7 protein-coding genes are annotated in these 15,134 nt (G+C 43.5%); 5 read left to right on the top strand and 2 right to left on the bottom strand.

From position 1 onward, the window contains the following. Positions 1 to 8: 8 nt before the first annotated feature. A complete protein-coding gene (locus tag IXB50_RS12495; RefSeq protein WP_215609304.1) occupies positions 9 to 653 on the bottom strand; it encodes a sigma-70 family RNA polymerase sigma factor in 645 nt (214 codons plus the stop codon). 371 nt (positions 654 to 1,024) lie between these two features. Between IXB50_RS12495 and IXB50_RS12490 the strand changes: the two genes are divergently transcribed. The 5 genes from IXB50_RS12490 to IXB50_RS12470 all read left to right on the top strand — a co-directional run bounded on the left by IXB50_RS12490 (position 1,025) and on the right by IXB50_RS12470 (position 14,197). Beyond that, a complete protein-coding gene (locus IXB50_RS12490) occupies positions 1,025 to 2,296 on the top strand; it encodes a calcium-binding protein (RefSeq protein ID WP_215609303.1) in 1,272 nt (423 codons plus the stop codon). 249 nt (positions 2,297 to 2,545) lie between these two features. Continuing rightward, positions 2,546 to 4,642, top strand: a complete 2,097-nt coding sequence (locus IXB50_RS12485) for a M10 family metallopeptidase C-terminal domain-containing protein (protein WP_215609302.1) — start codon at positions 2,546 to 2,548, stop codon at positions 4,640 to 4,642. 253 nt (positions 4,643 to 4,895) lie between these two features. Beyond that, a complete protein-coding gene (locus IXB50_RS12480; RefSeq protein ID WP_215609301.1) occupies positions 4,896 to 6,104 on the top strand; it encodes a calcium-binding protein in 1,209 nt (402 codons plus the stop codon). Between the two features lie 299 nt (positions 6,105 to 6,403). Then, entirely contained in the window at positions 6,404 to 11,500 is a 5,097-nt protein-coding gene (locus IXB50_RS12475) for a two-partner secretion domain-containing protein (RefSeq protein ID WP_215609300.1), read from the top strand. 171 nt (positions 11,501 to 11,671) lie between these two features. Next, positions 11,672 to 14,197 (top strand): CHAT domain-containing protein, encoded by a 2,526-nt coding sequence (locus tag IXB50_RS12470; protein WP_246564457.1) that lies wholly within the window; start codon positions 11,672 to 11,674, stop codon positions 14,195 to 14,197. A 45-nt stretch (positions 14,198 to 14,242) separates the two neighbouring features. Here the strand turns inward: IXB50_RS12470 and IXB50_RS12465 are convergent, their stop codons facing one another. After that, a complete protein-coding gene (locus IXB50_RS12465) occupies positions 14,243 to 15,019 on the bottom strand; it encodes a VOC family protein (RefSeq protein ID WP_215609298.1) in 777 nt (258 codons plus the stop codon). Positions 15,020 to 15,134: the final 115 nt, after the last annotated feature.

Raw genomic sequence — 15,134 nt, 5'->3', positions numbered from 1 at the left:
TAACTGCCTTACAAATAACCTTGTGATTTAGCAAATTCGCACAATAGTGGCATGCACTTGCGCTGGTAGAAACTACTGAGCGTACTAATGGTAACGCCAAATTCTGTTGCTAGTTCTTTCCAGGGAGTTTCTGGAGGCAGACGCTTCAAAATCAGTAACTGACAAGTAATGTGAGGATGATTGGTAAGATGAATCCGAGTTAATTTCCGACCTGGATCTGACTTTGCCCAGGCTCTGATCTCGGCTAATAAAGGTGGAATATCAGGTTGAGCAGCCAGTCTATCGACAGGATCAGTGGATTGAGTGACAGAGTCTGTTCCTGACGATAAATGATTTAATGTCCTGGCCCGTTGCTTCTGAACATCAATATATCCATCTTGCAAACGCCTTTTGAGATAAGCATTTAGCCAGGTAATGACTGATGCTTTTTTAGGATCGTAGACATTTCCCGTTTTGCCTTCACACAGATTCTGACAAAAGTACATCCAGGTCTGCTGTAACGCATCTTGATAATAAGACGTGTTTTCGTGCCACAACCGATTAGAAATCAGATGAATAATTTTAGTCAGATGCTTTTGCCGCTGAAGACTACCTATGGGATGGCGGCAGGCCTCAGCAATTAGTATTTGAACTTGTTCCTGAAGATCATTCATCGGCAGTGCTTACCAATTTAGGGGCATGGGAACTAAACAAGCTCCCTGTAACCTTTCAGTCAGGAGCATGTTCATTATGCAAAAGATCGAAGTAAATCTCCAAAAAAGTAAAAATTTGATAGAGGCTCTGAGTGCAAGGTTTCCAGTGATCGCTCAGAATGTTTACTTTTGTAAATTAATAAATAAAGCTTGGGCAAGGTGCTGACAAATCAACATCAGTGTCAGAAAACTCTTTCGCTGGGAAAGTGAAGGTTTGAACTTTAACACTGGCATCAATTAAATCTCTTATTGCATAAGGCTTAAACAGTAGAAAAGTTTGAGCTGATTGAACACATTTCAATAGAACAAGTCTGTTCTAAGGAGACATCAAAATGGTTGAATTATACGTTGGCAACAATCGCGATAACGTAAAAAAAGCTTCTAAATCTGGCTGGGGACTATGGTGGGAAACCTGGAAAATGTATGGCAGAGAAGGTGATGATTTACTAATTGGTGGTGAAAATAATGACTTTATCTACGGTGAAGAAGATAATGATACGCTCTACGGTGGCGGTGATAGTGATCTACTAGATGGCGGTTCTGGTGTAGACAAACTGTATGGTGGTGAAGGAAATGACACTTACATTGTCGATCACTTGATGGATCAAGTGATTGAATCTGCTAACCAAGGATCCGATAAAGTTAGAGCTTATGTCAACTATACCTTGCCTCATTATGTAGAGCGCTTAGAGTTAATAGGAGCAGCCTATAAGGGTATTGGCAATAACCTGTCTAACTTTATTGATGGTAATTCCAAGCATAACGCTTTATATGGAAAAGCTGGCAATGATTTTCTCTCAGGCAAAAAGGGAAACGATGTTATATATGGTGGCGATGGGGTTGATCATCTCTCTGGTGACGAGGGGAATGATCGACTCTATGGAGAGAATGAGAATGATAACCTGTTTGGTGGAGAAGGGAATGATCAGCTCTTTGGCGGTCTTGGTGAAGATTCAATGTACGGACATCTAGGTAATGACATTTTTTATGTTGATAATTCCAAGGATTTCGTTAATGAATCCGTTGGCCCCAATGGTGAATTTCATGGAACAGACACTGTCATTTCTACTATTAACTATGTTTTGCCCGACTATGTCGAAAACCTTAAATTGACTGGAAATGCAGTTCTTGGTAGTGGCAATGAGCTTAACAATACCCTTGAGGGAAATAACCAAAATAATATTCTTGGAGGAAGATCTGGCTCAGATTATCTAATTGGCAAAGGTGGTAACGATCGGCTTGTAGGAGGTGGATTCTCTGGACAGGTAGAGTTCGATTTTTTAGAAGGTGGCCCAGGGAGTGATACCTTTGTCATCGGTGACAGTGATTTCAATCCTATGTTTGGCGATGATGGCGTTTTTTATAGAGGAGGAGGTTATGCCCTGATCACAGACTTTAATCAACTGGAGAATGATACGTTTGAATTTGGTGGTTACAACCATCATTACACCTTGGGAATAACCGATCGCACTGGCAATAACGTTTTAGACACCACCATTTCTTACAAGGGTGATTTGATTGCCATTGTTCAAGATGTCACTCTATCTTGGGCAGATTTCACTGGAATTCCATACTCTGCACCTGTTGATCCAGTCATAAAATAGGGTGAAACGGTTTCCTTTAGACGAGATCTTCTTGCGAAAAAGAGAAAATTCTTGGTTGTTTGGCAGGCAGAAAATTGTCTGCCAAAGCTTTTTCCTGTGAATAAAAGCTTCCTAGAAGTAAATTATTTACTTTTGTAAATCGCTGCACAACTCCTTCCAGAGTGCCTGATAAGTCATCAAAAGTGAGTTTTCTTTGGAAGAGAATCTATCAAGAAGCTTGCTTGAGAAGACAATTTTGAGGTCAAAACAATGTTTGCTAGCTATATTGAGGCGTTGCTACACAAGGATGGTATTCACTGGAATAATAATGGTTCAGTCGGTAATAAAGATGACATGGGTGATGGAGCCACCATTACCTATAGCTTCATAGGTGACAATCTCGACGACCTTGATGAAGATCGGTATAGAGACTTTGCCACTTTCTCAGATGAGCAACAGGAGGCCATTCGAAGTGCCTTGGCACATTATGAAGAAGTTGCCAATATAAAATTCCAAGCGGTTGACAATGATGGCACTCTGCAACTGGGATACGCTGAAACCTTTTATGACTGGAACGGTGATGGTGAGATCCAGGATACGGAGGGAGCGGGTGGTTTAGCAACAAGACCTAGAGATTCTGGTGCAACAGTCGTCATTGATAGAGGTAATACAGCACTTACCCCCGGCACAAGAGGATATAACATTGTCCTACACGAGTTGGGCCATGCAGTGGGAGGCTTTAATGATGTCACCATAGGCCGTAATCCAGGAAACCAATACACTGAGCGAGATGAGAGACGTAACCGAGGAATGAATGACCGCACACTGGGCGCTTGGCAAGACAATAACAAATATACATTAATGTCCTACATGGGACATCCAAATATGCCAGGGTTTCAACCTAGAACCTTGATGCTTTATGACATTGCTGCGCTTCAAGCTCTGTATGGTGCGAATTGGAATCACAATGCTGATGACACTACCTATTCCTGGGGATTGAATGAATCGTTTATTGAAACTATCTGGGATGGTGGTGGAGTTGACACTATTGATGTTTCCAACCAAACTCGGCGCTCAATTCTTGACTTAAGGGCAGGCAGTTTTAGCTCAATTGGGTCTTATCTATATGGCACCAAGGAAAGAAACAATTTGGCCATTGCTTATGGTGTAACTATTGAAAATGCAATTGGAGGCAGCGGTAACGACACAATACGCGGTAATAGCGCTCGCAACCGTATTGAAGGTAGAAGTGGAAACGATGAAATATATTCTTTTGCTGGAAATGACACTATTTATGGTGGGGAGGGTGATGACTATATCTCTGCTGGAAATGACAATGACTACATATTTGGTGAGATTGGCAATGATTACATCTCCGCTGGGGATGGTAATGATATTTTAAATGGTGGTTTGGGCATTGACCATATGTTTGGTGGTGAAGGTAATGATGCCTATTATGTTGATCATCTAGATGATGTCGTCATTGAATCTGTTGGAAATGGTCATGATGGGGTGATTTCATCAGTTAATTACACCTTAGGGGCTCACCTGGAAGATCTAAGAATTACTGGCACCGTGATTCAAGGTTGGGGTAATAATCTGAATAACACTATTTTTGGTAATAGTGAGAACAACTCCATCAAGGGAGTGGCAGGCAATGATATCCTCTACGGCTACCAAGGGGATGATACCTTTTGGGGAGATGATGGCAATGACACAATCTATGGGGGTGACGGTAATGACACAGCCTATGGTTATACAGAAGATGACTTTCTAAACGGTGAAGATGGACACGATAAACTCTATGGCCAGCAGGGTAAAGATACCTTACTCGGATTAGCGGGTAACGACATCCTCAGTGGTGGTGATGGCGATGACATCTTGCACGGCTATGGTCGTGGCATGTTAGAAATTGATCGGCTGGCTGGCGGCAGCGGGGCAGATCTGTTTATTTTAGGTGAATCACCCATAAGTGAATTTGTTTGGCTCCCCAATGTGGGTGCTTTTTATAAAGGCACTTTTGGTAACCAGGGCTTGATCTCAACAGTATCAACCGCAAAGACCGATCTGATCAATGCTCACAAGTTGCCATATCAAGTTACCACTATGCTGGGTTCTTTGACTGTGAACATTGGCGATATAACTCGTTTAGATGGATACGCTATCATTGAGGACTTCAATCGAGGTGAAGGTGATAAGCTACAAATCCTTGGTTCCCGAAATGATTATTCTGTTACTCAGCAAAATGTTTTAGGGAGTTCCGCACCGGATACTGTAATTAGCTTCGCCGGGACAAACGATAAATTGGCAATTTTACAGGATACAACCAATTTCTCTGCGATCGCAGACTTTGTTTCGGTTGCTTAATTTTCAGGAAGTTTTTTACTTCCTACCTTTATCAACTGCTAATGAATAGCAATTCAAAGTGAGACGTTTTCCCCAGGATGGAATTCAGGAGTCAAAAGCCAGAATAAATAGCCTTAATGATTTCTGGCTTCTGACTCCTGATTCTCCAGCTAGTCAATATTTCTTAGCTGAGGTTGATGCCTCTGCTAATTTCTGTTGGACCTCGTTTCTTATATTCAAATCAAATTGATAAGTATAGCAAGGAGATATCACAATGGTTCAAAGACGCTATGGACTTAACTCTAATGATGTTATAACTGCCCGTAAATCTGGCATATGGCCTATCCGATGGTGGGAACAGTGGAGAATCTACGGAGGAGCAGGTGATGATAGATTAACTGGTGGTCCAAAACCTGACCGTCTCTACGGTGAAGTAGATAACGATATCCTCTATGGGGGAGGAGGGAATGACTTACTAGATGGAGGTTCTGGTATAGATGAAATGCATGGTGGTCAAGGCGATGATAGATATATTGTCGATGACTACAGGGATCAAGTCATTGAATCTTCCGATCAGGGAAATGACCGTGTTCAATCCTACATTAGCTATACTTTACCCGACAATATTGAACGGTTAGATTTACTAGACCATGCCTATAGGGGGACTGGAAATAACCTTCGTAACACTATTGTTGGCAACCCATATAACAACCATCTAGACGGTGGACAGGGAGCCGACTACATGTATGGGGGAAATGGTCATGACACTTACAGGGTAGATGATCCGGGTGATGTAGTCTATGAATATAATAGCTCCGTTGAAGAAGTAGACAAAATCTACTCTACAGTTAACTACTCGTTGGGGAATAACGTAGAAAATTTGACCTTAATGGGGACTGCCTTTAGCGGTCAAGGTAACGACCTTAACAATAGTATTATTGGCAATAACTTCAACAATGCTTTGTATGGGAGAGGAGGGCATGACCGCCTCTATGCCTGGGGTGGCAACGATATTATTAGGGCTGGTACTGGCAGCGATCATTTAAACGGTGGCAGCGGTAATGACCAGCTCTATGGTGGTGATGGCAATGATACCCTTATCGGAGGTTTAGACAATGATATTCTGGTGGGTGTAGGCACCAGTAGTCAGGGTAATAATGAACGTGACATCCTCTACAGTGGCAGTAACAATGATCAGGATATATTTATCTTAGGTGCCTACGGAAGTGTCTACTACAACGACAACGGCGATATCGATTACGCTGTGATTCGCGATTTTGATATCTATAATTATGCTGATGAACAATCGATAGACAAAATTCAATTGGCAGGTAGCAGGTCATATTACTCAATTTCTAACGTAACAGTCGGAGACTTTTCAGGCAGTGGCATCTACTTTGTCGGTGACCTGATTAGCATTATTGAAGGGGTGAGTGCTTCTAGCCTGAATCTATCTGATCCGAATCAATTTGCCTTCGCCTAGTAACCAAATGAAATTGTGAGATTTTAGCTACTGATTGCTCAAAGTCTCACTTGCATTAGCATCTATCACCTAGCTATGAATCGATTTGGGTTACGAAAATCAAACTACATGCTCGACTAGCAGAAGAGTGCTATAGGATTATAAGGTATGAATATCTACTACATCGGGCGGTCTAAGCTGGCAAAGCGGCAGGTTCTGATCTTTTGCCTAATGAGTTATATCAAGGTGAAGTTGTTTCTAAATAACTAGCTACTCAATCAGTTTTGTCCATGTCCTTCCGCATTTATAGACGCACAATCATGATGAGACACATAAAATCTCATTTTCAAGCATCATGGCTGTTGAGTTTTGTGACATTGACCAGTGTTACGGCCATTTGGCCTCAAGTTGGCTTAGCCCAACTACTACCGGATGACACCTTAGGTATAGAAAATTCTGTGGTGGTTCCCAATGTCGATATTGATGGGGAGCCTGTGGATCTGATTGAGGGAGGAGCTACCCGTGGGGTAAATCTGTTTCACAGTTTTTCTGAATTTAATATCGAAGCTGGGCAGCAAGTTTACTTTGCAAATCCGAGTGACATTGCAACCATTCTCAGTCGAGTTACAGGTCAGAGCCCGTCTGATATTAATGGGGTAATGGGCGTTTTGGGAACAGCTGATTTGTTTTTGATTAATCCCAATGGGATTATGTTTGGCCCCAATGCTGAATTGGATATCCCAGGATCATTTGTTGTCAGCACAGCTGATGACTTTCAACTGGGAGAAGGGTTAACTTTTAGTGCCGTCAGCCCGGAAGAAGCTCCACTGCTGACTGTTCACATTGCGCCAGGAGTACAATATGGAACAATTCAATCAGGCACAACTATTAGCAACCAGGGAAAACTCTCCGTTGGACAAGACTTAACTTTAGCATCGGATACTCTTGACTTACAGGGAGAGGTTTGGGCAGATGAAAACCTCTCCCTACATGCCCAGGATATTTTGCAAATTCGAGATAATGAGGTTAATCCATTTATCGCAGCAGCTGGAGAACAATTATTATTGCAGGGAAATCAGACCGTTGATATTTTTGCCTTGAATCATGCCGAGAGTGGCATGTTTTCAGGCGGAGACATGGTCCTGCGAAGTATTAATCCTGTTAGTGGGGATGCACATTATTGGAGTGGAGGAAATTTCCGAGTCGAACAACTGGATAAACAGCTTGGACAATTAGTTAGCCCCTATGATCCAATTATTCGTGCTAGTGGTGATGTTGAGTTTGAAAGTTATGAAGGCGCTTCATTACATATTCTAGCCGGTGGAAGTGTGACAATCCCAGGGGAAATAATCATCACAGGTCCAGATGCTATAAATTCTATTCAGGCACTGGTGACGTTGTCCGATAGTGAAACTATGCTGGAAATTGATGGTAGTACTCAACCTACCGTTGATATTAGAGCTGGAACAACAGCCTTTGCAGTGCCAAGTATTATAGGCAATACGGCAGGCTTTATACCTGATATTCCAAATCCTAATGGTATAGGGAGCCGTGCAGATATTACTTTAGGAAATATAGCAAACCCAGGGGGATTGGTGTTTTTAACCAATCAATTGCAGCCGGATACGACATTGCCAGGTGGAGACATTCAAGTAGGGAGTATTGATACCAGCCTTACAACAGAAGTGTCACAATCGACTAATGGAATGATCAACCTGCAAATTCAAGGAGGAAATATTGTACTTGATTCGCGGGGAGATATTGAACTAACAGGAGATATGAAAGCTGGTGCCATTGTGCGGGTTGGTAGTTTTTTCTTACCAGTTGTTAGTAATGCAGAAATAGAAGCCATTGGTGGCTCAATTACTTTGATCACGAATAGAAATGCTATCACTCAGGAGCTAAACACGTCTGCTCGTGTAGATGTGAACATTACGGATGGTATCCCCGGAGATAGAATTGCAAATGGAGCTAGCGCCTTAGTAACTGGAGGAGAGATTACGGCTGATGTGGGTAATACCTTGACTATGGCTGATCTAAATACATCAGCCACTGTTAATGTCATTGCAGACGCAAGTGTAAGAAGTTTTTTGCGATCAGCAACTGCAGGCGAAATTAAAGATGTTAGAGCTGTGGCAGAAGGCGGGGAGATTTCTCTCAATTTAAAAGGTCCATTGTCAGCAAATAGTCTAAATACATCTGCAGACGCTACTGCCTTAGCACGTGCAAATGCGTTTACAAATAACAATCCGTTTGGTCTTTCACCAATTTTGGCGGTAGCATTTGCTGGTGATGTGGGAAATACCACTGCAGAAGCCTCAGGAGGCACTATTAATCTTGTTACAGAAAGCTCTCTCATACTCGGAAATTTGAATTCATCAGCTGAAGCAGATTCTATATCTGAAACTGAAGCAAGAGGATATGCTGGTACATTCGGTTTTTCTGGTAATACTGGTGATGCTATTACAGTGACAGTAGGGGGTGACATTACACTTAACGCTACAAACTCATTCATCACTATTGGAGACATAGAGGCTTTTGCAGATGCATTTGCATTTACATCTTCAAGAGTAGTGTCACAAGAAGATGATTTTTCGTTTAGGTTTGCCAATGTAGGTGACTCAGGAAATGTGAGTACTGTAGCCCTTGGGGGGGATATTAAGGTAAACTCAGACTCTCTTTTGACCAGGGAGTTAAATTCATCTGCAAATGGGATTGCTATTCCACTCGCACAAGCGGCTGTAGCGAGAACAGTACAAGTAGATCCTGGTAGAACTGGAGATTTAAGTGCCACGATAAAGGGGGGCACAATCACTGTTGATACATCAGGGGACCTAAGTACTGGGGATGTCAGCTCATTTGCAAATACAGTTATCCTTCCAATTGTTTTAGGGGGTAGCGAGGCTGGCGATATTCAGGTGGATGGACGAGGGGGGCCAATTCTTCTGAATGCAGGAGATAACCTGGCTACCGCAAATCTAACTTCATCTGTAGATGTCGATCTAAGCGTAGACGAAACCGGATTAGGTAATTTTAGAGAAGCTACAGCAGGAGGAGATATTACGCTCAATGCAAGGAATGCTTTAATAGCTGGGAGCATCGACTCATCGGCAGTTGCGCCTACACCTGGGGGTATAGACATAACCGAGGGAGTCATTGCTTCAGCAGCTAGTGGGGCAATCTCTCTGAGTAGTAGTGCTGGAGAAGTTTCTCTTATAGACGCTTTAATGTTGAGTAATATCGCTGTCGGCGACGGGAATGGTGGGGATATTATGATTGACGCCAATTCTGTACAGCTTATCAATACGGATATAAATGCTAGTATTGTTGGTCTGGGTGATCCTGGAAGTATTATTGTCAATTCTCGTGGACCAGCTTTATTTGATGGTAGTCGCGTTATTACAGGTCTAGAGTCTGAGGCTGAAGCGTCCCAATTAAAAGAGAGCAATATTTCTATTACGGCAGAGTCTGTGGAGTTCAGTAACTTTTCTCTCCTGAACACCACTACATTTGGCGTTGGAAATGCTGGAGATATTACAGTTAATGCAGACAGCCTTATCTCTCTAGAAGATAGCAGTCTGTTCAGTCTGACAGCAGGGCAAGGAGATGCTGGCAAAATTTTGCTTCAAGCTGAGGGTCCAATTGAAGTCAACGGCAATAGCGTCATTAGTACTGCAGTCGCTCTAGGAGCAGTAGGTGATGGTGGCCCAATCATGCTTCAGTCAGCTGATCGAATAAATATATCTGGTGTTGGAACTCTTTCTGATGGCAGTTCCCAAGGGGGGCTGTTGGGACCAGTTGTGAATGAGCAGGAAACTGACATTTCCTTTTTCGATTTTCCACTAGGGTTTGAGTCACCTGAAGAGGTAGCTGAGATCATTCAAGCCTTACAGGAAAAACTTCAAGACGCACAAAATATTGATGATTTCTTCTCCTTAGATTCTTCAGTGAATGCTAATCCCGATGTGGAGTTCTCAACAGAGATTCCCTATGTCTCGATATTAGGTCAATCTGGTAATGACACCTACGATATCTATAGCTTCACAGTTAAATCCGCAGGTACTCAATTGACTTTCGATATTGATAATGTTGAGTCACAGGAAGAACCGTTGAATACGGCCTTATCTCTTTTTGATAGCCAGATAAATTTATTAGCAGCTAGTAATGATGCTTCTCAGCGGTTAGGGGCTGATGGCAGTGTTAGTCAAGATGACGCGTATTTAACCTACATTTTCAATGAGCCTGGGCAATATTTTATTCGTGTCAGTGAATTCTTTGAAGGCGCTAATAGAGAAAGAGCGCTTCGTACTAGTGGAAACTATACTCTACAAGTTTCTAAGGTGGAAAATTTCTTGGTGAATAGTGGCATTTCAGCTCAGACTCGAGGTGATGGAACAGCTGGTAATACCACCATCAAGACACCTCAATTAAGTATTCAGAATGCAGGTCAAGTAGCAGTATCAGCCGATGGTCTTGGCAATGCTGGAGATATTATACTCGATGTTCCAGATCAGGTTGTTCTACAGGATGGCTCACGGTTATCCGTCAGTAGTCAAGGTGATGGTATTGGTGGAGATATTAATGTTAGAACAGGTCTGTTGAGACTTGAAAATCAAGCCAGCCTTTTTGCAGAAACCTTTAGCACGCAAGGGGGAGATATTACACTCAACATTGATGATTTATTGGTTATGCGAGATAACAGCTTCATTTCTACTACCGCTGGCACAGCTCAGTCTGGTGGTGATGGTGGTGACATTATAATTAATGCTCCAATTGTTTTCGCTGTTCCTGACGAAAACAGCGACATTATCGCTAATGCTTTCGATGGCAATGGTGGTCGTGTTGAAATCAATGCCCAGGACGTGATTGGCTTTACCCTCCGCAGCCGTGAAGATCTTCAAACTTTGCTGGGTACTAATGAACCAACAGAACTCGACCCAAGACGATTGCCCTCCAGTGACATTACCGCTATTTCCCAAGGAAATCCATCAGTAAATAGTCAGGGGGAAGTTGTTGTCAATACCCTGGGTGTTGATCCCGATCAAGGTCTCCTCGAACTTCCCAGTAATCTAGCTGATCAGAGCAACCAGATTGCTCAACGTTGTCTAGCCGACAGTGGTCAAAATGCTTTCGTTGTTACTGGTCGAGGAGGTGTCCCTCCTATCCCCAGCGAGGTCGTCAGCGAAGCCATTGGCTTAATTGATTTAGAAACCTACGAAGATGACCAATTGCCTGCCAGTACTACGACTAACAATGATAATATTTCCCCAGAAACACCGATAGTAAAGGCATCCCCTAGTCTGACTGAAGCTCAAAATTGGATTGTTAATGAAGTTGGGGAAGTTGAACTGATGGCTCAAGTTATCGCCCCTACCCCCCGATTTTCCCACACAAACAGTTTGTGTCCTACACCATAAATCGATGAAAACCAAACAAAATAAGTTAACAGCATAGTCTGGAACAGAGGCATGATCAGGTATTTGCGACATCGCTATTCTAAAATAGTTCTCTCAATCGTCATTTCACTTAGCTACTTTTGCTTATCTCTAGGAACTATATTAGGGGTAGGATTTTTCTGGTCAGGACAAATGGTGAAGGCAGTAGAACCCTCGACTTCCCATCCCCAAGCGACAGCAACATCTAACCAACTCACTAAGCAACTGCCCGCTCAGGATATCCAACAAGGTCGCCAGTACTACGCAACTGCTCAATATGAATCAGCTATCCAGGTGTGGCAACAAGCTACACAATACTTTGCTACTCAAAGGAATGTTCTCAGTCAGGCCAGTGTCTTGAGCTATATTGCCCTGGCTTACCAACAAATTGGTAATGTTTCAGAAGCCGATATCGCCATTAGTGCCAGTCAACAACTTTTAAATGATGATGGTCTTCAAAACCAGTCCAATTACTGGAGTGTTTTAGGCCAGACGTTAACAAATCAGGGAAATCTACAGCTGCTACGCTCCCAACCTGCCAACGCCCTAAACGCCTTTCAACAAGCAATGACTGCTTATACCACTGCAAATAACATAGACGGTATTTTGCGTAGTAAGCTCAACCAAACCCAGGCTTTGCAAGCATTGGGTTTCTATCGTCGTGCCCTAACAAATCTAACTGATCTCGAACCTTTATTAATTGAGCAGGCCTCACCTTTACTCCGTGCTGCTACGTTTCGTCAAATGGGTGAACTGTTTCGGATTACGGGTGATATAGACCAGGCTCAACACGTTTTGCAAGCAAGTCTTGATATTGTTGAGAAACTTGATGCTCCTGCGGAACTTGCCCAAACATGGTTGAGTCTAGGCCGCATTGCTCAGGCTCAGGGGCATAGTGACCAGGCCTTAGACTATTATCAACAAGTTATAGCATTTGCAGTTTCCCCTACTCTGACACTCAAAGCGAGTGTGGTTCGACTTACCCTTCGCTTTGAGACTGGACAGGCAGATGTGACTGATTCTGAACTAGCTGATATTCAAAACCAGTTAACCCACCTGCCTATTAGTCGTACGAGTGTCTATGCCCAACTTGATTTAGTTCGTAGTTTGCTCGATTTCTCACATCAAGGTTTGTCTTCTACCATTCCCTCTCTTCTCCAACAGACACTGGACCAGTCCAAAAAGCTAGGGGATAGCCGAGCCGAATCCTATGCACTGGGCTACTTAGGTGAATACTCTATGCAAGCTCAATCATTATCTGATGCTCAAAGCTACCTGGAACAAGCCTTAAAAATTGCTCAGACGATACAGGCGGATGATATTGCCTATCGTTGGCAATGGCAGTTAGGACGACTACTTGCACAGCAAGGAACGCTGGATATGGCGATCGCAACCTATAGCAATGCCGTTAAAAGCTTACAGACCCTACGTAATGAGCTGGTCGCTATTAATCCTGATATTCAATATGACTTTCGTGAAAAGGTAGAACCGGTTTATCGAGAATTAGTTAACTTACTCCTGACTCCGTCATCTGAAACTTCAGAAATTAGTCAAACAAATCTTTTTCAAGCCCGTGAGGCTATCGAATTACTGCAGCTAGCTGAATTAGAAAATTTTTTTCGAGAACCTTGTTTATCAGTACAACAACAAATTGACCAGCTGGTGGATGCGACTACTAACCCCACAGCAGTACTCTATCCAATCATCCTGCCTGACCGGTTAGACCTTATTCTAAAACTCCCCAATAAGCCCCTGCAGCATCGCTCAACACCTGTATCCCAGGCTGATTTAGACGCTAGAGCTGAAGAGCTGATCAATAAGATTGTTCTACCGTACAACTATACTCTCAAAGAGGCTCAGGCTATTTCAGAACAGCTATACGATTGGCTATTGAAACCTGTGGATACCGCTTTGGCTGAGGCAAATATCGAAACCCTTGTTTTTGTACTAGACGGAACCCTGCGAAATATTCCGATGGCGGTTCTCTACGATGGCCAAAATTATCTAGTAGAAAAGTATAATTTAGCCCTGGCTCCGGGTTTAAATCTGGTGGATCCACAACCCCTGACAGAACAAAGATTAGCTGCGATCGCAGCTGGACTGACAGAATCTCGCCATGGTTTTAGCCCCCTCGAATCAGTTCGCACTGAGATTGAGCGAATCCAAATGAACCTAACAGGTCAGATTTTATTAGACCAATCTTTTACCCAAGCAGCTCTAGAAAAAGAAATTAATGACACCCCTTTTCCTATTGTTCACTTAGCAACCCACGGTCAATTCAGTTCTGATCCAGAAGAAACGTTCATCCTCGCCTGGGATACCCCAATTAAAATCAACACCCTCAATCGGATACTGCGCAATAGTGAACAAACCCGTCAAGATGCCATTGAACTACTGGTGCTAAGCGCTTGTGAGACAGCTTCTGGAGATAAACGTGCAGCTCTAGGCCTGGCCGGTGTTGCTGTCCAAGCTGGTGCCCGCAGCACCCTAGCATCATTGTGGAACCTGGATGATGAAACAGGTGCCCTCTTTATGGAGAAGTTTTACCAAATCCTGAGCCAACAGAACACAACCAAGGCAAATGTATTAAGACAAGTACAGTTAGCTTTAATACAAAATCCTGATACACAACATCCGCGCTATTGGGCTCCCTATGTTTTAGTAGGAAATTGGTTGTAGGGACATTGCATGCAATGCCCCTACCCATGCAATGCCCCTACAGGATCAGTCATCCGGGTCATTTACCTGCATCAGCGCCACCGTCGCTCCCTGGGGATCCATAATTGTTGTAAAGCGCCCCGGTTCAATATCGATCGGATCCATCAATGCTTTGCCCCCAAGACGATTAACCACCGCTAGAGACTCATCCAAATCAGCCACATTAAAATACACCGCCCAGTTAGAGGGAATCTCTGCCGGTAAGTTCGCCTTATCCATATCGAACATGCCACAGTTAAGACGACCTTTCACACTGCCCGTCAGATAGTGCGGCGGTTTATCATCCACCTCAATATCCCAACCAAAGATCGCCTGATAAAACTCAGCCGCTTTGTCAGCACCTCGGGTTTGTAGTTCAGCCCAACAGAAGGTATTCACCTCATTCACCAAACCTGCACCGATAAACTCCTTAGGCTGCCACAGACCCACAAAAGCACCTGTCGGATCTTGCACCATGGCCATCCGACCAGAGTCCATAATGTCGCAGGGCGGCATTTTAACGGTGCCACCATGGTCCTGCCAGCTTTGCACCACGCCCTCTAGATCCTTCACGTGGATATAGGTCTGCCAATGGGGTGGCGTGCCATCCTCCATGGCAAACAGCGCGGCTACGGCCCGGTCATTCTTAAATGCCATGGAGTAAATACTGCCATTATCCACAGGCATATCTTGAAATTTCCAAGCAAACAGCTCTGTGTAAAACTGCTTCGCTGCTTCCTGATCGCTAGTCAGCAGATCAACCCAACTAAATACACCATTCTCGTAACTGTCTCGGATCCCCATGGGTGTCATCTCCGCACTTTAGACAATACAAATATACTATTCTTGATTTCAGGAAGTGGGTAGGTCCCCATATTACAAAAAGTAGGGGCGTTGCCTATCCCTGCGTAGGGGCGTT

The sequence above is a fragment of the Leptothoe spongobia TAU-MAC 1115 genome (genome assembly GCF_018739885.1).
Lineage (GTDB): Bacteria > Cyanobacteriota > Cyanobacteriia > Phormidesmidales > Phormidesmidaceae > Leptothoe > Leptothoe spongobia.
Note: the sequence above shows the minus strand (reverse complement) of the source record. Positions and strands in the feature narration are given on the sequence as shown.